Below are 19,307 nucleotides of genomic sequence, written 5' to 3'. Positions count from 1 at the left end.
CCGAAACACGGGCTTATGGTGATGACGCGCGTTTCATGACCGGGAGTTCACATTGCGTCATCTGTCCCTTGCCGCCGCTCTGGCGGCTCTGTTGAGCACGTCCGCGATGGCGTCTCCGCCCCAGGCCGTACAGGCCCCCGCCGCCAATCCGCTGATCGCGCCCTGGACCGGCCCCTATGGCGGGGTGCCGCCCTGGGACAAGGTGAAGCCCGAACTGTTCCCCGCCGCCTTTGAGGCCGCGCTGGCCGAGCGTCGCGCCGAATATGACCGGATCGCCAACAACCCGGCCAAGCCGAGCTTCGCCAACACCTTCGTGCCGATGCAGAATGCCGGGCAGACGCTGAACCGCGTGATGACGTTGTTCGGGGTGATGACGGGCAACATGAACACGCCCGCCTATCAGGCGCTGGACCGCGAATGGTCGCCCAAGCTGTCCAAGGCGTCGGACGAAATCACCTTCAACCCCAGGCTGTTCGCGCGGATCGAGGCGATCTACAACGCGCGCGACACCAGCGGGCTGGATGCGCAGCAGAAGCGGCTGGTCACGCGCACCTATGACAGCTTCGTGCGGCAGGGCGCGAAGCTGACGCCCGCGCAGAAGGAGGAGTTATCCGCCTTCAACCAGAATCTCGCGATCAACTTCAGCGAGTTTTCGCAGCGTCTGCTGGCCGATGAGGGCACCGCAATCATCGTCACCGACGAGGCGCGGCTGGCGGGCCTGCCCGATAGCGTGAAGGCGGTCGCCAAGGCGGCGGCGGCCGAGCGCGGGCAGCAGGGCTGGGCGATCGTCAACACCCGCTCGGCGGTCGATCCGGTGCTCACCTTCGCCACCGACCGGGCCTTGCGCGAGCAGGTGTGGCGCGCCTTCACCAAGCGCGGCGACAATGGCGATATCAACGATACCAAGGCGACCATCGCCCGCATCGTCCGCCTGCGTGCCAACCGCGCGCATCTGCTGGGCTTCAAGACCCATGCCGACTGGCGGATGCAGGACACGATGGCCAAGACCCCGGCCGCCGCGATGGACCTGATGATGCGCGTCTGGCCCGCCGCCAAGGCGCGCGTCGCCGAGGAGGTCCGCGACATGCAGGCCATTGCAGATAAGGAAGGGGCGAAGATCACCATCGAGCCCTGGGACTATCGCTTCTATCAGGAGAAGGTCCGCAAGAGCCGCTACGACCTCGACCAGGCCGAGCTGAAGCCCTATTTCGAGCTGAACAATATCATCCAGGGTTCGCTCTATGCAGCGAACCGCCTCTACGGGCTGGAGTTCAAGGAGATCACCGGCACGGTCCCGGTGTTCGAGCCGAACATGCGCGTCTGGCATGTCACCCGCAACGGCAAGGAAGTCGGCCTTTTCTATCGCGACGATTTCGCGCGGACGGGCAAGCGATCGGGCGCCTGGGCGAACACCTATCGCGGCCAGCGCAACCTGCCGCCGGTGCAGAATGTCCTGTCGTCGAACAACAACAATTTCGCCAAGGGCGCGAAGGGCGAGCCGGTCCTCATCAGCCTGGACGATGCCGAGACGCTGTTCCACGAATTCGGCCACGCGATCCATGCGATGCTCCAGAACGTCACCTATCCGGGGCTGGCGGGCACGCCGCGCGACTTCGTGGAATATCCCAGCCAGGTGAACGAGCATTGGCTGCTGACCCGCGACGTGCTGGACAAATATGCCCGCCACTACAAGACCGGCCAGCCCATGCCGCAGGCATTGCTCGACAAGATCAAGGCGTCGGAGACCTTCAACCAGGGTTTCGCGACGACCGAATATCTGTCCTCGGCAATCGTCGACATGAAGCTGCACACCATCCCCGACGGGGTGGTCGATCCGGCGGCGTTCGAGGCGACGACCCTTCGCGAGATCGGGATGCCGAAGGAACTGGTGATGCGGCACCGCCTGCCGCAGTTCAATCACCTGTTCTCGTCGGACAGCTATTCGGCCGGGTATTACAGCTATCTCTGGTCGGAGACGATGGACGCCGACACCTTCGCCGCGTTCGAGGAAGCGGGGAGTCCGTGGGACAAGGCGACGGCGGACCGCTTTGCGCGGATCCTGTTGTCGACGGGGAATGAGACGGACCGCGCGGAGGCGTATCGTGCGTTCAGGGGGCGTGACCCGGATGTCAACGCGCTGCTGAAACAGCGCGGTTTCCCGACAAAGTAGCCCCTAGAGGGGGATGACATGGCGTTGATCTGAGCCTTGCCCCTCCCCTTCAGGGGAGGGGTTGGGGTGGGGCCTCACCACAGGCCCAGCTTATGCGGAAGCGCCCCACCCCCTGCCCCTCCCCTGAAGGGGAGGGGTGATTCAACCTGCTGTCATCCTGCTTTAACGTCATACCAGCGAAGGCTGGGATCTTTCGCAAGGGTGTACAGCCTTGCGGAAAAGGCCCCAGCCTGCGCTGGGGCGACGGTCTGTTGAAAGGAAGGCCCTCTCCATCACGCGATGGAGAGGGCCCCAAAATCAAAGCGCCTTCAGGCGGATCGCTTGGCCGCCGCCGGGGGCGAGCGACAGGGTGAGCGTGTCACCCTTCTTCACCCGCTTCGTCTCGAACGCGATCGAATGGCGGGCGTCCGTCGCATAGGTCGCACCCGGGCCGTCCTTATAGACCTGCGCCTCATAGGTCTTGCCCGGCTCCAGGAAGTCGAGCGTCACGGTCAATTCCCGCGCAGTCTCGTCGGTGATCGACCCGACATACCAGTCGCGGCTCTTCCGGTCCCGCCGTGCGAAGGTGACGTAATCGCCGACCTCGCCGTTCAGGACGCGGCTGTCCTCCCAGTCCACCGGCACGTCCGCGATGAAGCGGAAAGCCTGCGGATATTTGGCGTAATTCTCCGGCGTATCGGCCGCCATCTGGACCGGCGAGTAGAGCACGACATAGAGCGCCAGCTGCTTGGCAATGGTCGACTGGATCGGGCTATTGTCGCTGCCGGTCAGGCTGAGCACGCCGGGGGTAAAGTCCATCGGGCCTTCCAGCATCCGGGTGAAGGCCAGATTGACCTCGTGCTCGGGCGGGTTCTTGCCCGGCCAAGCGTTATATTCCATCCCCCGCGAGCCCTCGCGCGCCAGCCAGTTGGGATAGGTGCGACGCAGGCCGGTATCCTTGACCGGCTCATGGCTGTCGATCGACACCTTATACTTGGCGGCCGCCTCCAGCACGCGCAGATGGTGGTTCACCATCCACTGGCCCTCATGCCACTCACGCGACACCGAACCGTCGGCATTGACCCGCTCGATCTGGCCCGCATCGGCGACATAGCCGGTCTTCACCACATGTTCGCCATGGTCGGCGGCGAACTTGAAGGCCGGGTCGAACTGGCTTTCATAATGGCTGACCGCGCCGCCCGTCTCGTGATGGCCGATCAGCGAGACGCCTTTGGCCTTGGCGTATTTCGCCAGCGCGTCGGCGTCGAAATCCTCTGCCGGGGTCGCAAACTGCATCGCCGAGCCATTGCCTGCCCAGTCGCCGTCCCAGCCGATATTCCACCCCTCGACCAGCACGCCGGGGATGCCGTACTTCGCCGCGAAGTCGATATAGGTCTTCACATTGGCGGTGGTCGCACCGTGGCGCGGGCCGCGCGCCCAGCTCCATTCGCCCTTGATCATCTTCCACCAGACGCCGACGAACTTGCCCGGCTTCACCCAGGACACGTCGCCCAGCTTGTTGGGCTCGTTCAGGTTGAGCATCAGATGGCTCATATACAGCCCGCCCGCGTCGGGGGCGATCAGGATGGTCCGCCACGGCGTTTCCCACGCGCCGGTCTTCATGACCTTGGGCGCGCCCGAGCCGGGGGTGAGGACCGCCTTGAAGCTGTTCCCCTCGGTCTTCATGACGGCCATGCTGGCATAGTCGACCAGCGCCGCCTCATGGATGGCGATGTGCGTGCCGTCGTCCAGCTTCATGGTGATCGGCGTCGCCGCCGTGCCGACCGCACCGATGGGCGTGCGGTTGTAGAGATACTCTTCGCGGTTCCACAGGAAGGCGGGCTTCCACCAGGCCGTGCCGCCTTGCGCGATGTTGAACTCGGTCAGCTCCTCGGCGATGTTGGTGCTGTGCTTGGCCTGCTGCTCGGGAAATTCGTAGCGGAAGCCGACGCCGTCGTCCTGCACCCGGAACACCACGTCATAGCGGCGGTGGAGCGCGCTCGACTCCATCAGGCGGACGCGCATCTCGCGATGATTGTCGCGGATGGTGCGCCATTCGCCCCAGGGCTGGGTCCAGCTCGTATCGGCCTTGGCATGGGTGACGGCCTCGATCTTCATGCCACGCTCGATCTTGGGCGCGTCGGTAAACATCATGCCCAGCCGCGAGGGCGCGACGATCGCCTTGCCGTTGCGCGCGATCATATAGACCGCGCGGCCATCATTGTCGGTGGAGACCTGCACGGTGATCTGGCCGTTGGGCGAGGTTTCCACCGCGTCGGGTTGTCCGGCGGGCCTGGCGAATTTGAACGTCTCGTTGACCGCCGGATCGGCGGGGCCGTTCTGGGCCTGGGCGGCGCTCGCGATGAGGCCCAGCCCGATGGCAATGCTCGTCTTCATGCAGTCATCTCCCGGATCACCGCCCCGAACGCGCCCAGGCGGTCGTCGGTGGCGCTATTGATGTGGACCAGCACTTGGCCGCCGCGTGGCAGGGCAGGGGGCAGGGTCACGGGCGTGTCGCCCAGATTGAACAGGCAGAGCAGGCGCTGCTCGCCCTCGCGCCGCTCGAACGCGAGCAGCTGGTCATCGGCGTGGAGCAGCGTCAGGTCGCCGACCGCCAGCGCGGGCGTCTCCGCGCGCAATCGGACGAGGCGGCGCGTGAGGTTCAACAACGAGTCCGGGTCGCCGTCCTGCCGATTGACCGCCAGTGCGGCGTGATCCGGCCCGGTCGGCAGCCAGGGTTCCGCATCCGAGAAGCCACCGTGACGCGCATTGCTGCTCCACGGCATCGGCGTGCGTACGCCGTCGCGCGAAAGGGTCAGCGGCCAGTTGGCGATGGCCTCTGGATCGACCAGCCGCTCGAAGGGTACATCGACCTGGGTCAGGCCCAGTTCCTCGCCCTGATAGACAAAGGCATTGCCGCGCAAGGAGAGCAGCAACAGCATCTTCATCCGCGCGAACGCTTCGCGATGCTCCGGCGTCGTCCAGCGCGAGACGGCGCGTGGCGCATCATGGTTCTCGAACGCCCAGCTCGGCCAGCCGACACCCGGCTCGGCGGGCCATTTCGCCACCGCCTCGGCGACGATGCGCGGGGTCAGCCGATCGGCATAGAGGAAGTCGAAGCCATAAGCCGTGTTCAGGCGATGGTCGCCAGCGGTGAACAGCTTCATCTCGCGGTCGGCTTCGTCGCCGCCGACCTCGGCCACGGTGAAGCGGTCGCCATAACCGTCCAGCGTCGCGCGGATGCGCTCCAGGAAGGGGACGATAGCGGCATGGCTCTGATTGTAGAGCTTCAGCTGGAAGTCGAACGGCCGGGTGCGCGTCTTGCCATTGTCGGGCGCGGGCGGGTTATCGCGCAGGGACGGCTCGTGCATCATGAAGTTGATCGCGTCGAGGCGGAAGCCGTCCACACCCCGGTCCAGCCAGAAGCGCGCGGTCGCCAGCAACTCGGCCTGCACGTCCGGGTGGTGGACGTGAAGCTGCGGCTGGTCCTTCAGGAAATTGTGGAGATAATATTGCCCGCGCCGCGCGTCCCAGGTCCAGGCGGGGCCGCCGAACACCGACTGCCAGTTGGACGGCGGCGAGCCGTCGGGCTTGGCATCGGCCCAGACATACCAGTCGGCGCGCGCATTGGTGCGGCTGGAGCGGCTTTCGGTGAACCAAGGATGCTCGTCGGAGGTGTGGCTGTACACCTGATCGATGACGACCCTCAGCCCCAACTCGTGCGCGCGGGCGACCAGCGCGTCGAAATCCTTCAGCGTGCCGAAGATCGGATCGACATCGCGGTAGTCCGCCACGTCATAGCCGAAATCCTTCATCGGCGAGGTGAAGAAGGGCGACAGCCAGATCGCGTCCACCCCCAGGCTGGCGACATGGTCCAGCCGCGCGGTGATGCCGGGCAGGTCGCCGATTCCGTCGCCATTGCTGTCAGCGAAGCTGCGCGGGTAGATCTGATAGATCACCGCGCCCTTCCACCAGGGGCGGGCGGCGGTGGAAATATTTTCGGTCATCAACGGCTCTCCGCCGCGCAGACGGCATAGCCGAAGGCGGGCAATTCCAACATCAGGCTCCCCGGCGCCGCGGCGGTGGGGGCGCAGGCACCAGCCATGGTGGCGAAACGTTGCGACGCCGTTTCAACCTGCACTGCCTGCTTGAGCGGCTTGGCCGAGGTGTTGAACGCAATCACATATTCGCGCCCCGTGGCGGGATCGAAGCGGGACACGGCGAACAGGCCGGGCGCGTCGCCGCGCGCGCGGATCACCTGTCGTCCCCGCGTCAGCGCCGGATTGGCGGTGCGCAGCCGGGCGAGTGTCGCGATCTCGCGGTAGAGCGGGTGGGTGGTCACGAAGCTGTCGGTCGCGGTCGTCTTGCTCGTGCCGACAAGCTTGTTGTCGTTATAGCTGGCGACCTTGCTGGCGAACATGTCCTCGCGCGCGTCCTGATCGTTGCCGTCGCCGGCGAAACCCTGTTCGTCGCCCGAATAGATGGTCGGCACGCCGCGCAGGGTCAGCAGCATCGCATGGCCGAGTTCGACCCGCTTCAGGATTTCATCGCCCGAAGCATCCGGATTTGCGACCCGCACGTCACGGGCAAAGCGGCCATGGTCGTGATTGCCGAGAAAGGTCGGCAATATGTCCGCCGTCGCTTCCCCCTTGGAGTACAGGATATCGCCCTCGAACAGGTTGGACAGTACGCGTGTCGGTTTGTTCTCGGCGACCGTCTGGATCACGGCGTTCATGAACGCGAAGTCGAGGACCGCCGGATAATCGGCGATCTTCGTCCAGCGGGCGAGCGCGCCGGGGTCCATGCCCGCCGTCACCTCGCCGAAGATGTGGAAGTTCGGAATGCCCTTCGCCTGGGCGCGCGCCAGCATCGCGGGCACGAAGCTCCGCCAGAATTCGGGGTTCACATGCTTGGCGGTGTCGATGCGAAAGCCGTCGATGCCGAACCGGTCGATCCAGCTGCCGTAAATGTCGATCATGCCCGCGATGACGCGCGGATTCTCGGTGTAGAGATCGTCCAGTCCCGAGAAATCGCCGGTGGTCGAGCTTTCATCCTCGAAGCTCGTGTTGCCGCGATTGTGATAATAGATCGGGTCGTTGAGCCAGGCCGGAGTCTTGGCGTTCTTCTCGCCCGCCGGGACGTAGGGCGTGTAGGCGTAATTCGGGTCGGTGAGCCTGGCGAAATTCGCCGCCGTCTGCACGTCATCACCCAGAAAACCCGCATTGATCGGCTGGCCCGTCACGCCGCCGCGCCGTTGGTACGGATAGGTCGCACGATCACGATAGGGGCAGGGCGATCCCTCCGCACATTCGCGATACTGGATCACGTCCGCCGTATGGTTGACGATGATGTCCATATAGACCTTCATCCCCCGGCCATGCGCCGCCGTAATGAAGGCGCGCAGATCGGACTCGCTGCCCAGATGCGGATCGACGGTCGTGAAGTCGGTGATCCAGTAGCCGTGATAGCCCGCGCTCTCCTGCCCCCTGGCGCCCTGCACGGCCTTATTCTTGAAGATCGGCCCCAGCCAGATCGCGGTCGCGCCCAGCCCTTGGATATAGTCGAGCCGCCGGGTCAGCCCCTTCAGGTCGCCGCCATGGTAGAAGCCCTTGTGCGTCGGATCGAAGCCGGTGGTCAGCGGACCGCCCTTCAGCCCGCCGCGATCATTGGCGGTGTCGCCATTCTCGAACCGGTCGGGCAGGACGAAATAGATCACCTCGTCCTGTGGCAGGCGCTGGCGATAATCCTGTGCGGCGAGCGGCGTGGCGGTCGCGAGGAGCGCGAGCAGCAGCGTCTTCATGCAAAAACCTTTGGGGCAGGGGCGGCGCAATGCGCGGCGAGGAAGGCGTCGTGCGTCGGCAGCCGGGCGGCGACCTGCGCGGCGTGACGCCGGGTGAGGCTGAGGAAATCGTCGAGTTCGTCCGCCGAAAGTGTGTCGGCAAGGGGCTGATACCCGGCCGGGACGATGCCCTGTCCGATCATGACCTGCACCCAGGCGGGCTCGGCGAAGAGTTCATCGCCCTCGCGGCGAAACCGGCCATTGGCGCGGAACAGCGCGATCCGGGCGGCGAGGCTGTCGGGCAAGGGCACCGCGCGGCGTTCGGTCCAGAAGGGCTCGGATCGTGCGTTGGCATGGTAGTGCAGGATCAGGAAATCGCGGATCGCCAGCCACTCGGCCGCCGTCTCGCGATTATAGGCGTCCACCTCGACCGGCTGGAGCGTCTGGCCGGGCCAATAGTCGAGCAGCCGTGCGAGGCCCGACTGGATCAGATGGATACTGGTCGACTCCAGCGGCTCCAGGAACCCCGCCGCCAGCCCGAGCGCGACGCAATTGCCGACCCAGGCTCGGGCGCGTCGTCCGGTGGTGAAGCGCAGGCGGCGCGGCTCGCCCATCGCCTCGCCGTTCAGCGCGGTCAGCAGGCGATTGGCGGCCTCGTCGTCCGAGAGATGGCGGCTGTCATAGACCAGCCCGTTGCCCGTGCGGTGCTGAAGCGGAATGCGCCAGCGCCATCCCGCCCCGTGCGCGATGGCGCGGGTATAGGGGGGCAGGGGGCTGGTTCGCTCGCCCGCCACCGCCAGCGCGCTGTCGCAGGGGAGCAGCTGGGACCAGTCGTCGAATGGCTCGGCCAGCGTCTCGCCGATCAGCAGCGCGCGGAAACCCGTGCAGTCGATGAACAGGTCGCCCGCATGGGCCTCTCCGCCATCGAGCACGACATGATCGATCCGCCCCGCCATGTCGCGCGCCACCGAGGCGATCCGGCCTTCCACCCGCTCCACGCCCGCCGCCTCGGCATGGCGGCGGAGCAGCGCGGCATAGAGGCTGGCATCGAAATGATAGGCCCAGGCCAGTCCGCTCGGCAGGTCGGGGCGGCCGGGATCGGGGGCGAAGCGGCCCGCCATGGCGGCTTGCGCGCTTGCCATATGGCCCCAGAGCGAGGCCGGGTTCGCTGCGCCGCCGCCGCGCAGCCAGTAATGATGGAAGGGAACGAGGCCCAGGCCCCGCCCGATACTGCCAAAGGCATGGAGATAGCCGCTGCCTTCGCCCGACCAGCCCTCGAACCGGATGCCCAGCTTGAAACTGCCGTTCGTCGCGCGGAGGAATTCGGCTTCGTCCAGGCCCAGCATCTGGTTGAACAGGCGGATGCCGGGAATGGTCGCCTCGCCCACACCCACCGTGCCGATCGCGTCGGATTCGATCAGGGTGATGCGGGTCGTGGCGGGTACGAACCGCGCCAGCGCCGCCGCCGCCATCCAACCGGCGGTGCCGCCGCCGACGATCACGACCCTTTGGGCAATATGGTCTGCGGTGGGGCGGTCGTCCATGCGGCGTCTCACGAAACCCGCGCCGATCGCTCGACCGGCGCGGGGGTAGGGGCATCAGAAGCGATAGGTGAACCCGGCCAGGAACCGGCGGCCATAGCTCTGATAGTCGATCACCTCGTCACGGCGACCGGCATTGGTGGTGACGAACGGCGTGTCGGTCAGGTTCTGGCCCTGGACGAAGATCGACAGGCCCTTGAACGTGCCTTCCTGGAAGTCATAGCCGATCTGGCCGTCGACGATCGTCTCGTCGATGGCGCGGCGGCGGACGCGGTTGGCGCCAAAGCCCGACAGCTCACCCACGAAGGTCGAGCGGTAGCGGACCGAGCCGCGGATGTTCAGGCCCCACTTCTCGAAGAAGGCGGTGCCGTTCGCCACCCAGCGCGAATAGCCGGGAATGTCCTCGGGCTCGCCACCGGGCGTCGGGGTGATCTCGGTCTTGGTATAGGACCCGCCGCCGGTCAGGCCGAAGCCGTCGAGGAAGCCGACCAGCTGACCCAGCGGCAGCGTACCCGCCAGTTCGACGCCATAGATCTTGCCGCCGGTGCCGTTGATCGGGCGGGTGATGCGCCCTTGCGTCGGTATGCCGGCGGGCAGCGAGGCGGGCAGGGGCAGGCCGGTATAATCGTAAGGCTGCTCAAGATTGTAAACGAAGCTCTTGAGATCCTTGTAGAAGCCCTGCGCCGCCAGATAGCCCTTGGTGCCGAAATACTTCTCCACGGTCACGTCGAACGAGTTCGACCGGATCGGGCGCAGATACGGATTGCCGCCATTGCCCGAGATCAGGCCCTGCTGCGCATCGAAGCCATAGGACAGGGCGACGCGCATATCGTCGAAGCGGGGCCGCATCATCTGGCGCGCGGCGGCAACGCGGAACACCCAGTCGCTGGGCAGGCGCAGCGACAGGTTGGCGCTGGGCAGGATGTCCCAATAGGTGTCGCCCTGGACGATGTTGGTATAGCCCGAGCCGTTATAGATCAGCCCGCGCGACTTCTGGTCGGTGCCGACCGCCTGGACGCCGACATTGCCGGTCAGCTCCGCCGCGCCGATCTGTGCCCGCAGATCGGTCTGGAGATAGGCGGTCATCAGGCGTTCGGTCGTCGTGTACGCCTTGGCGGGCACGTCCGGGCTGGTGTTGGGCGTCAGGGTGATGACCCCGCCCGCCAGCAGCGCGCGCGGGTCATAGCTGAGCATCGGCCCCAGACCCAGATAGGTCAGGTTGGTCGGCGTCTGGCGATATTGTTGCGGCAGCGGCGCGATCGTCGCACCGCCGGGCAGGGTGACGAAGGACTCGTTGGGCGCCAGCGACTTGGCATGATCGGTATAGTTCAGGCCGAAGCGGATCGCATGGACGATCGGCGTCTCGACCTCGCGCTCGATTTCGACCCGGTACTGCTTGATCTCGTCAGTGATCTTGCGGTCGTTGAAATAGCCCGTCTGACGCGTCGCGCCGCCCCAGCCCAGCGGATCGGTCAGCTGGATCAGGTTGGGGTCGGAATAGTTCAGCGTCGGCTTGAAGATGGTGCCGTTGCGGCCCGTGGTGAAACCGATCGTGTCGGTCGCGCCGATGCCCTGGCCGTATCCGGTGCCGCTATAGGTCTCCAGCGTCACTTCATCGCGGTCGGTGCGCGAATAGCTGAGGTCGATGAACGCGCTCCAGCCGTCGTCGCCCTTGTACTTGCCGTTGTAACCGAACGAATAGAGCTTGGCCTTGCGCTGGAACGAGTCGTTGCGCACGACGCCCTCGACCCCGTTGAACGTGCCCGAGGTGACCAGGCCGTTGTTGACCGTGGCATTGGTCAGCGACGGGTTGGCGCCGAACTGCAGCGGCAATTCGATACCGCGCTTGATCTGGTCGTCGTTGAAGTCCGAATAGAAGCCGTCGAGCGTGCTGGTGAAGGTGTCGCTCATCCGCCACTGCACCGTGCCCGACAGGCCCAGTCGCTTCAGCGTGGTCGAGGTGACGTACGACTTCGAGCCGCCGATGACGTCGACCGGCTGGCCGCCCACCGTCGTCTGGGCATAGCCCCAGGCATTGCCTTCCTGAATCTGGTATGGTTCGTTCAGATAGCTGGCCGACAGCGCGACGCCGATCGTGTCGTCGGCGAACTGGTCGACATAGGTCGCGCTGGCGCGGTAGCCGAAATCCTTGGACCCCGCATTCAACTTGCCGATATCGGCATAGGTGCCGCGCGCACCGACCGAAATCACGCGCTTGCCGTAATCGAGCGGACGGATGGTCTTCAGGTCGACCGTGCCCGACAGGCCCTGGCCGATCAGCCCGGCATTGGCGGTCTTGTAGATCAGGACCTGGTTGACGACTTCGGCGGGATACTGGTCATATTCGACCGCGCGATTGTCGCCGGTCGAGGTCTGCTCGCGACCGTTCAGCAACGTAGTCGAGAAGTCGGGGGCAAAACCGCGGATCGAGATGGCGTTGGAGCGGCCGTTGACCCGCTGCGACGTGACGCCCGGCAGGCGGGCGATGGATTCCGCGATCGAGGCGTCGGGCAGCTTGCCGATATCCTCGGCCGAGACGGATTCGACGACCAGATCGCGGTTCTTCTTCTCGGCGACGGCGTTTTCCAGCGCGGCGCGGAAGCCGGTGACGACGATATCGCCGGGCTCCGCCTCGGCCTGCGCCTGCTGCGCGGCGGTGTCGGGGCTGGTAGGCGCGGGGGCGATGGTGGCTTGCGCAAAGACCGGCGCGGCGATGGCCATGGCCAGCGTGCTGACCCCGAGCTTCAGGAACGAGCGCGCGGCGTCGGCCGGCGCCACAGGGCGAACCGTCATGAAATCCCCTCCAGGAAACCCCGTCTTCATTCAAGGGACGGGTATGGTTGTTGCCCCTCCTGTGAAATTGTTCGGGCCGAAAAGGAATGAAGCCGCATACGTATTCAATGCGGCCGTTTCGGCCTGTTGCATTATTACGACAGCACTTCGACTTACCCGGCATCAGGAAAGCCGGTAAGCGATGGGGAGAGGAGGAAGCACTGATTTGGCCGGTCCGCGTAAGCCCACGTCGTTCGACATCGCGCAAATGGCGGGCGTATCGCAGCCGACGGTCAGTCGTGCCCTGCGCGGCAGTCCTTCGGTCAGCGCCGCCACCCGCGCGCGGATTGAGGCGATCGCCAAGAATCTGAACTATACGGTCGACCGTGCCGCCTCGAACCTGCGTAGCGGCCAGACCCGGACGCTGGCGTTGCTGCTGTTCCGCGATCCCTCGCCTGGGCGGACGCTGATCAATCCGTTCTTTCTCGGTATGTTAGGCTCGATCATGGAGAGCTGCGCGGAGGTCGGGTACGACCTGCTCGTCTCGTTCCAGAACCCGACCAGCAACTGGCAGGCCGATTATGAGGACAGCCACCGTGCCGACGGGCTGATCCTGCTGGGCTATGGCGACTATGCCGCCTATCGTGAACAGCTGGAGACCCTGGTCGCGCGCGGCACGCATTTCGTGCGCTGGGGGTCGGTCGCGCCGGGGCAGCCGGGGCTGACCATCGGGTGCGACAATCATGCGGGTGCGCTGGCGGCGACGCGGCATCTGATCGCGCAGGGTCGCCAGCGCATCGCCTTTCTGGGCGATGCGACCGACCATTATCCGGAATTTCACGACCGCTATCGTGGCTATTGCGACGCTCTGTTGGAAGCGGGCCTGTCCTGTGACCCGGCGCTTCAGGTCGGCGCGATCTCCAGCGAGGAAGAGGGCGAGCGTGCCGCGCGGGCGTTGCTGGCACGGGGGCAGGGCTTTGACGGGATCATGGCGGCGAGCGACCTGATCGCGCTGGCCGCGATGCGCGTGCTGGCCGAGGCGGGCTTGCGCGTGCCCGCCGATGTCTCGCTGGTCGGGTTCGACGATATTCCGGCTGCGAGCTTCGCACACCCCCCGCTGACGACCGTGGTGCAGGATGCGGCGGCGGCGGGGCGGCTGCTGGTCCGTGCACTCCTTGCCGAGATTGCGGGCACAGTGCCGACGCCCAATCTGCTGCCCGCCACGCTGGTGGTGCGCGGGTCCAGTATCAGGCCATAGATCAAAAATATAACAGGATGTTGGGAGAGGTTATGGAGAAGCCGCGTCAAGGCTTTTGGGGGTTGTGGAACACCTCGTTCGGCTTTTTCGGCATCCAGATCGGCTTTGCCCTGCAAAATGCCAATGTCAGCCGCATCTTCCAGTCGCTGGGGACGGCGGAGAAGGACCTCGCCTTTCTCTGGATCGCAGCGCCGCTGACCGGGCTGCTCGTCCAGCCGGTGATCGGCCATTATAGCGACCGGACCTGGGGTCGGTTCGGGCGGCGGCGACCCTATTTCCTGGCCGGAGCCGTGCTGGCGACGCTGGCGCTGGTGGGGATGCCCAAGGCGGGCGGGCTGCTGGCGGCGGCGATGCTGTTATGGCTGCTCGACGCCTCGCTCAACATTTCGATGGAGCCGTTCCGCGCCTTTGTCGGCGATATGCTGCCCAGCCGCCAGCGGACGGCGGGCTATGCGTTCCAGACCGGGTTCATCGGCGCGGGCGCGGTGCTGGGGTCGCTGGCGCCGATGCTGCTGACCGATGTCTTCCATGTCGCCAATGTCGCGGCGCCGGGCGAGGTGCCGCCATCGGTACGCTACGGCTTCTATATCGGCGCGGCGGCGCTGTTCTTCGCGGTGCTGTGGACCGTCCTCACCACGCGCGAATATTCACCCGGGCAGCTGGCCGTCTTTGCCGAGAGCGACGAAGGGCAGGCGGTGCAAAGCGATGCAGCCCCGAGCGACCGGATCGGCGCAGCCCCGCTGTGGATCGTGGCCGGTGCGCTGATCGTGGCGGGCGTCGGCTGGCTGGGGCTGGACAAGCCGGTCTATCTGCTGGGCGGCGGGCTGATCGCTTTCGGCCTCGCCAGGATCGCCAGTGCCGCCCTGGTTCGAAGCGGGCGAAGCGACAACGCGCTCAGCCAGATCCTCGCCGATCTGGCGGCGATGCCGGAAACCATGAAGCGGCTGGCGCTCGTCCAGTTCTTTACCTGGTCGGCGCTGTTCATCATGTGGATCTACACGACGCCGATCGTCGCCGAGCGGGTCTTCCATAGCAGCGACGCGAACAGCGCCGCGTTCAACCAGGGCGCGAACTGGGTCGGCGTGCTGTTCGCGGTCTATAGCGGGGTGGCGACGCTCTGGGCCTTTGCGTTGCCGTCGCTCGCCAGGGCGATCGGACGGCGCAACACGCATGTCCTGGGGCTGCTCTGCGGAGCCGCCGGGTTCGCCTCTTTCCTGGTGATTCGCGATGCGTGGTGGCTGATGGGGGCGATGGTGCTGGTCGGTATCGCCTGGGCGTCGATCCTGACCATGCCCTATGCCGTCCTGTCGGCAGCGCTTCCGGCAGAAAAGCTCGGTATCTACATGGGCTTGTTCAACATCTTTATCGTGTTGCCGCAGCTGATCGTGTCATCGGTCATGGGCGCGGTGGTCGGGTATTTCTTCCCCGGCAACCTCGTCTGGGCGATGGCGATCGCCGCCGGGGTGATGGGGCTGGCCGCCATGGCAATGCTGCGGGTGGCGAAGGAGGCTTGATCCTCCCCGGTACGGGGAGGGGGACCACCGCGCAGCGGTGGTCGAGGGGGGCGTGCCACTAAGGACATCCCTTGTGGAAGCCCCCCCTCCGTCAAACCTTCGGCCTGCCACCTCCCCGTACCGGGGAGGATTAGCGTGGCAATGTGATCGTCGCCGCCAATCCCCCCTCGGGCCGGTTCGCAAGACGAATATCGCCCCCCGCCTCGCGCACGATCGAGCGGGCGAGCGCGAGGCCCAGGCCGACCCCGCCGGTCTCGCGATTGCGCGAGGTTTCCAGCCGGGTGAAGGGATCGAACACCGTCTCCAGCTGATCCTCGGCGATTCCGGGGCCTTGGTCGGCGACGGTGATCGCGACATGTTGGGCGTTCGCGTCGATGCGGACATCGGCGGCGTGGCCATATTTGATCGCATTCTCGATCAGGTTGCGCACCGCGCGTCGCATCAGCGAGGGGCGCAGCTTCAGTCGCAGCCGCCCGCCCTCCTCGAAGCTGACGTCCTGCTCCAGATCATGGAAGTCGGCGACCACCGCATCGACCAGCGCGTTCAGGTCGACATCGGTTTCCGCTTCACTCGGACGCCCCATGCGGGCGAGCGAGAGGATGTCCTCCAGCGTCTTGTTCATCTCGGCGATGGTGTCGGCCATGCGCAGCCGATCCTGCTCGTCCTCGACCGACTCGATGCGCACGCGCAGCGCGGCAAGCGGCGTGCGCAGGTCATGCCCGATCGCGCCGAGCATGCGATCCTTTTCCTCCAGCATCGCCCCGATCCGCAGCCGCAGCGCGTTGAACGCGGCGATCAGGCCGGACACGTCGAGCGGCCCCTGTTCGGGAATGGTCTCCCCCGGTGAACGCGGATCGAACCGCTCGGCCGCACGGGTCAGGTCGCGCAACGGGCGCGAAATCCGCCGTCCGATCCACAGCACCGGCAACAGGATGACGCCGTACAGGATCAGCGTCTGGAAGATCAGGCGCCAGACCAGGAACAGCCCGTCATGCGGCCAGCCCGCGCGCGTGACGAACCACCCCATCTTGGGCGTCTGGACGGCGATCAGCAGTTCGTCGACCGGATGGCGGTTCCGGTCGAAGCGGCGACGCGGCCAATCGAAATCGGCGGTGTTGAAGGGGCGGACGCCGGTCACGACCTGAAGGACCGGGTGACCCAGCTCCTTCATCCCCTCGCGCACCGTGTTTTCCACGGCGGCGACACGGGGCAGCCCCAGCTTGACCGGATTGCCCGGCACCCGCCGCACCCGGCCGCGATCGGTGCCCGGACCCCGGCCCATGGCGCTCCGCTCGATCGCGTCGTTCAGCCGGGCGACGGCCGGTCCCGTGACCTGCTCCAGAATCAGCGAGCGGCGTTCGCCCAGCAACAGGGTGAAGCTGATCGCCTGTGCCACGAACAGGGCGATGGCGAGAAGCAGTGCCATCTGCGCCGCGAGTCGACGCGGCCAGAAACGCAGCGTCACGGCTCCAGGCTTCACAGGCGGGTGACTTCGGCGGCGAGCGTATAGCCGCCGCCCCAGACGGTCTTGATGATCTCGGGCGATTTGGGGTCCGCCTCGATCTTGCGGCGCAGGCGGCTGACCTGATTGTCGATCGCCCGGTCGAAGGCGGCGGCCTCGCGTCCCTGGGTCAGGTCGAGCAACTGGTCGCGGGTCAGCACCTGGCGCGGGCGACTGACGAGTGCCAGCAGTAGATTATATTCGCCGGTCGAGAGCATCACCGACACCCCCTCCCGGTCGACCAGCGAGCGCTCGCCCGATTTCAGCACCCAGCCTGCAAAGGCATAGGAGCCGCTGTCCGGGGCATGATGGCGCGCGCCGCCCGCCTGGGTCCGGCGCAGCACGACCTTGGCACGGGTCGCCAATTCGCGCGGGGAAAAGGGTTTCACGACATAATCGTCGGCCCCCATCTCCAGCCCGACGATCCGGTCCGTCTCCTCGGCACGGGCGGTGAGCAGGATGACCGGCACCTCGCTGGTCGCCGCGATATGCCGACACAGCGACAGGCCGTCCTCGCCGGGCATCATGATGTCCAGGATGACGAGGTCGATCGCATAGGCGGCCAGCCGCGTGCGCGCCGAGGCGGCATCACCCGCCTGGGTCACGCGAAAACCCTGTTTGGTCAGATAGACGGCCAGCGGCTCGCGGATCGAACGCTCGTCATCGACGAGCAGCAAATGCGGCGTTTCGGACATGGGGTCGGGGTCTAGCATGGCGGGCGCGGGTCGCCAAAGGGACGGAGCCGTAGCGATTGGTCCGTCCCTTCGGCCGACCGCTCGATCAGTCGGCGTCGGATTGGGACGGCGACTGGCCGGAGGGGTTCGGCGCGACGCCACGGCGACCGCCCCAACGCGGTGCGGCGGCGCGTTCGGTCGCATCGACCTTGCCGTCATGATTGGTGTCGATCCGGTCGAACATGGCGGCGGCACGGGCGCGGAAGGCCTCGGCGGTGATCGGCTGGGGCGCGGGGCGGCCCGGACGGTCGCCACCGGGGCGGCGCGCGGCGTGTTCGGCGCGGCGTTGGTCGCGATAGGCGCGCATCTCGTCGGGGGTGACGGTGCCGTCGTGATTGGCGTCCATCGCGGCAAAGCGCCGGTCGGCGGCGGCAAGCGCGGCGGTGCGGGTGATGGTGCCGCTGGCATCGGGCTGCACACCCATCAGGCCGCCCCGCATGCCGCCTTGCATGCCTCCGCGCATTCCTCCGCCGGGCGGGGGCGGGGCATCGCTCTGCGCCTGGACGGCGGTCGCGGTCAGCAGCGTCGCGCCCAGCAGCAGGGCGGGGGAAAGGCCGAACATGGTCTTTCGCATGGGATGGGCATCCTCTTCGCGGCGAGGGGCAAGTCCCTGCCGAACGATGGCCCTTTTGCGACCCGGCTGTCCCCGGATCATGTCGGGTTCCCAGCGCTTTTGTCGCAAATTGTGCGCCTTAGTCCAGGAAGCGGTCGTCGAACATGCCGTAGAGGATGGTCGAGGCATAGAGCGCGATGGCATGCGGGCGCGCCATCGTTCCGGCCCATTTGCGCATGTCGAAGGCGGCGTTCTGGATCGCCATCAGCGCCTGCGCGGCGATCAGGCTGTCGACCGGCCGCATCGACCCTTCGCTGATGCCGTCCATGATCGTGCCCGCATAGCGCCGCGCGATCCGGTTGGACCGTTCCACCATGGCGGCGCGGACATCGCCGGGCAGGCTGGCCAGCGCGGTGGTGCGCAAGAGGGGGCCGCGCTCGGCGAACTGGATGTCGAGCAGGGTCGCGATCGCGCTCGACAGCCGGTGCCAGTGGCTGCCCCCGGCCGCATCGGCCAGCTGCTGCGCGGCGGTGATCGTGTCGAAGCTGCGGCGATAGCAGGCGGCGACCAGATCGTCCTTGGCGTCGAGATGGTGGTAGAAACTGCCCTTGGTGACGTTCAGTTCGGAGGCGATGCGCTGCACGCTGGCACCGCGATAGCCGAGCTGGTTGATGAGCCGCGTCGCCGCCAGCAGGAACGCCTCGCGTCCCGGCTCGCCGCTGCGTACCGCATGGGTGTCCAAATCGAGCATGGTCGGTTTCCACGTCGATCCGGGGGCGGCGATGCCATGGCTCAGCACGTCGAGTAGCCGTTCCTCGACGCGCGCATATTGGTCGGGTTCGTAGCGGATCAGCCACATGGGCAACCAGAAGGTGTTCTCCAGCAGCACATGCGCGCGCGCGCCGTGCAGGTCGGTATGCGCGCGACTGGGCGCGGGACCCCACAGGCTGCGGGTCGCCCGGAAGACCTTTTGCCATCCGGCCATCAGCTGGCCGCGCAGCGGCTCCTCCATGGCGCGCAGGTCGGACAGGACGGCGAAGGGCGTTTCCTCACCGCGTTCGATCCGCGCCAGCCGCGCCATGTTGATCGACAGATAGCGGGCGACGCGAGCCTGCGGCGTCGGCGCCTCGGCGGCCTCGGCCAGCATCTCGAGCAGCCGCTCCAGCGTATGCTCGAACGCCGCCGCAGCCAGCTCTTCCTTGCGACGGAAATAATAGGTGACACTGGTGGTGTTCAGCCCGACGCGCCGCGCGACATCGGCAAAGGTCATGCCCTTGGCCGATTGCTCGTTGATGACCTGCGCCGCTGCCGCCAGAATGGCGTCCCGCTTTTGCAGATAGCGGTCGGTATTGCGCGCTTCACCGACGGACGTCGCCGCCATGCCTTCCATCCCCTCCGTGCAGCTCGGTCGAAGCGCGAGCGATCGGCCATGTCTAGAAGGGAAAGTCTTAGCCGTCACTGTCATTTCGCCGCTTTCCCGGGGGAAGTCGGCGAAATTGTCGGCGT

At 66.3% G+C, this 19,307-nt stretch carries 12 protein-coding genes; 3 read left to right on the top strand and 9 right to left on the bottom strand.

The annotated features are described in order from the left end of the window. Positions 1 to 52 precede the first annotated feature (52 nt). Positions 53 to 2,170 carry a M3 family metallopeptidase gene (locus BSZ14_RS00450; protein ID WP_076709169.1) on the top strand — a complete coding sequence of 706 codons (2,118 nt, stop codon included), beginning with the start codon at positions 53 to 55 and terminating at the stop codon, positions 2,168 to 2,170. A 297-nt stretch (positions 2,171 to 2,467) separates the two neighbouring features. Here the strand turns inward: BSZ14_RS00450 and BSZ14_RS00445 are convergent, their stop codons facing one another. Genes BSZ14_RS00445 through BSZ14_RS00425 form a run of 5 tightly spaced genes read right to left on the bottom strand, consistent with a single transcriptional unit; the run spans position 2,468 to position 12,262 of the window. Continuing rightward, positions 2,468 to 4,546 carry a glycoside hydrolase family 97 protein gene (locus BSZ14_RS00445; protein ID WP_076709166.1) on the bottom strand — a complete coding sequence of 693 codons (2,079 nt, stop codon included), beginning with the start codon at positions 4,544 to 4,546 and terminating at the stop codon, positions 2,468 to 2,470. Beyond that, complete coding sequence (locus tag BSZ14_RS00440; RefSeq protein WP_076709165.1) at positions 4,543 to 6,156, bottom strand: alpha-amylase family glycosyl hydrolase; 1,614 nt, start codon at positions 6,154 to 6,156, stop codon at positions 4,543 to 4,545. Before BSZ14_RS00440 ends, BSZ14_RS00445 begins: the two co-directional genes overlap by 4 nt. Next, complete coding sequence (locus BSZ14_RS00435; RefSeq protein ID WP_076709162.1) at positions 6,156 to 7,949, bottom strand: alpha-amylase family glycosyl hydrolase; 1,794 nt, start codon at positions 7,947 to 7,949, stop codon at positions 6,156 to 6,158. The genes BSZ14_RS00440 and BSZ14_RS00435 overlap by 1 nt, the downstream gene beginning before the upstream one ends. Further along, positions 7,946 to 9,472, bottom strand: a complete 1,527-nt coding sequence (locus BSZ14_RS00430; protein ID WP_076709161.1) for a tryptophan halogenase family protein — start codon at positions 9,470 to 9,472, stop codon at positions 7,946 to 7,948. Before BSZ14_RS00430 ends, BSZ14_RS00435 begins: the two co-directional genes overlap by 4 nt. A gap of 54 nt (positions 9,473 to 9,526) precedes the next feature. After that, positions 9,527 to 12,262, bottom strand: coding sequence for a TonB-dependent receptor (locus tag BSZ14_RS00425; RefSeq protein WP_076709158.1), 2,736 nt, complete (start codon positions 12,260 to 12,262; stop codon positions 9,527 to 9,529). A gap of 205 nt (positions 12,263 to 12,467) precedes the next feature. On the opposite strand from BSZ14_RS00425, the gene BSZ14_RS00420 reads away from it, so the two are divergent. Together BSZ14_RS00420 and BSZ14_RS00415 are read left to right on the top strand one after the other, a co-directional pair. Continuing rightward, positions 12,468 to 13,499 (top strand): LacI family DNA-binding transcriptional regulator, encoded by a 1,032-nt coding sequence (locus BSZ14_RS00420; protein WP_089413546.1) that lies wholly within the window; start codon positions 12,468 to 12,470, stop codon positions 13,497 to 13,499. Between the two features lie 32 nt (positions 13,500 to 13,531). Further along, complete coding sequence (locus BSZ14_RS00415) at positions 13,532 to 15,013, top strand: MFS transporter (protein ID WP_083748011.1); 1,482 nt, start codon at positions 13,532 to 13,534, stop codon at positions 15,011 to 15,013. Between the two features lie 130 nt (positions 15,014 to 15,143). Here the strand turns inward: BSZ14_RS00415 and BSZ14_RS00410 are convergent, their stop codons facing one another. The 4 genes from BSZ14_RS00410 to BSZ14_RS00395 all read right to left on the bottom strand — a co-directional run bounded on the left by BSZ14_RS00410 (position 15,144) and on the right by BSZ14_RS00395 (position 19,182). Beyond that, the gene (locus BSZ14_RS00410) at positions 15,144 to 16,439 is read right to left on the bottom strand and encodes a sensor histidine kinase (protein ID WP_083748010.1); all 1,296 of its coding nucleotides are present in this window, start codon (positions 16,437 to 16,439) and stop codon (positions 15,144 to 15,146) included. Positions 16,440 to 16,489: 50 nt separating this feature from the next. Continuing rightward, the gene (locus BSZ14_RS00405; protein ID WP_056438153.1) at positions 16,490 to 17,209 is read right to left on the bottom strand and encodes a response regulator; all 720 of its coding nucleotides are present in this window, start codon (positions 17,207 to 17,209) and stop codon (positions 16,490 to 16,492) included. A gap of 85 nt (positions 17,210 to 17,294) precedes the next feature. Beyond that, positions 17,295 to 17,822, bottom strand: a complete 528-nt coding sequence (locus BSZ14_RS00400; RefSeq protein ID WP_241823572.1) for an EF-hand domain-containing protein — start codon at positions 17,820 to 17,822, stop codon at positions 17,295 to 17,297. A 118-nt stretch (positions 17,823 to 17,940) separates the two neighbouring features. Next, entirely contained in the window at positions 17,941 to 19,182 is a 1,242-nt protein-coding gene (locus tag BSZ14_RS00395; protein WP_076709323.1) for a TetR/AcrR family transcriptional regulator, read from the bottom strand. Positions 19,183 to 19,307: the final 125 nt, after the last annotated feature.

The organism is Sphingomonas sp. Sph1(2015) (assembly GCF_001970915.1).
In the GTDB taxonomy this organism is placed as follows: Bacteria; Pseudomonadota; Alphaproteobacteria; order Sphingomonadales; family Sphingomonadaceae; genus Sphingomonas; species Sphingomonas parapaucimobilis.
The sequence above is the reverse complement of the archived record's forward strand: the minus strand, read 5'-3'. Positions and strand labels throughout refer to the sequence as shown.

Bases quoted from the DNA above. Each gene is read 5' to 3' on its own strand.
- BSZ14_RS00445 (WP_076709166.1), bottom strand. From the start codon at position 4,546: ATGAAGACGAGCATTGCCATCGGGCTGGGCCTCATCGCGAGCGCCGCC.
- BSZ14_RS00440 (WP_076709165.1), bottom strand. From the start codon at position 6,156: ATGACCGAAAATATTTCCACCGCCGCCCGCCCCTGGTGGAAGGGCGCG.
- BSZ14_RS00435 (WP_076709162.1), bottom strand. From the start codon at position 7,949: ATGAAGACGCTGCTGCTCGCGCTCCTCGCGACCGCCACGCCGCTCGCC.
- BSZ14_RS00430 (WP_076709161.1), bottom strand. From the start codon at position 9,472: ATGGACGACCGCCCCACCGCAGACCATATTGCCCAAAGGGTCGTGATC.
- BSZ14_RS00425 (WP_076709158.1), bottom strand. From the start codon at position 12,262: ATGACGGTTCGCCCTGTGGCGCCGGCCGACGCCGCGCGCTCGTTCCTG.
- BSZ14_RS00415 (WP_083748011.1), top strand. From the start codon at position 13,532: ATGGAGAAGCCGCGTCAAGGCTTTTGGGGGTTGTGGAACACCTCGTTC.
- BSZ14_RS00410 (WP_083748010.1), bottom strand. From the start codon at position 16,439: ATGGCACTGCTTCTCGCCATCGCCCTGTTCGTGGCACAGGCGATCAGC.
- BSZ14_RS00405 (WP_056438153.1), bottom strand. From the start codon at position 17,209: ATGTCCGAAACGCCGCATTTGCTGCTCGTCGATGACGAGCGTTCGATC.
- BSZ14_RS00400 (WP_241823572.1), bottom strand. From the start codon at position 17,822: ATGCGAAAGACCATGTTCGGCCTTTCCCCCGCCCTGCTGCTGGGCGCG.
- BSZ14_RS00395 (WP_076709323.1), bottom strand. From the start codon at position 19,182: ATGGCGGCGACGTCCGTCGGTGAAGCGCGCAATACCGACCGCTATCTG.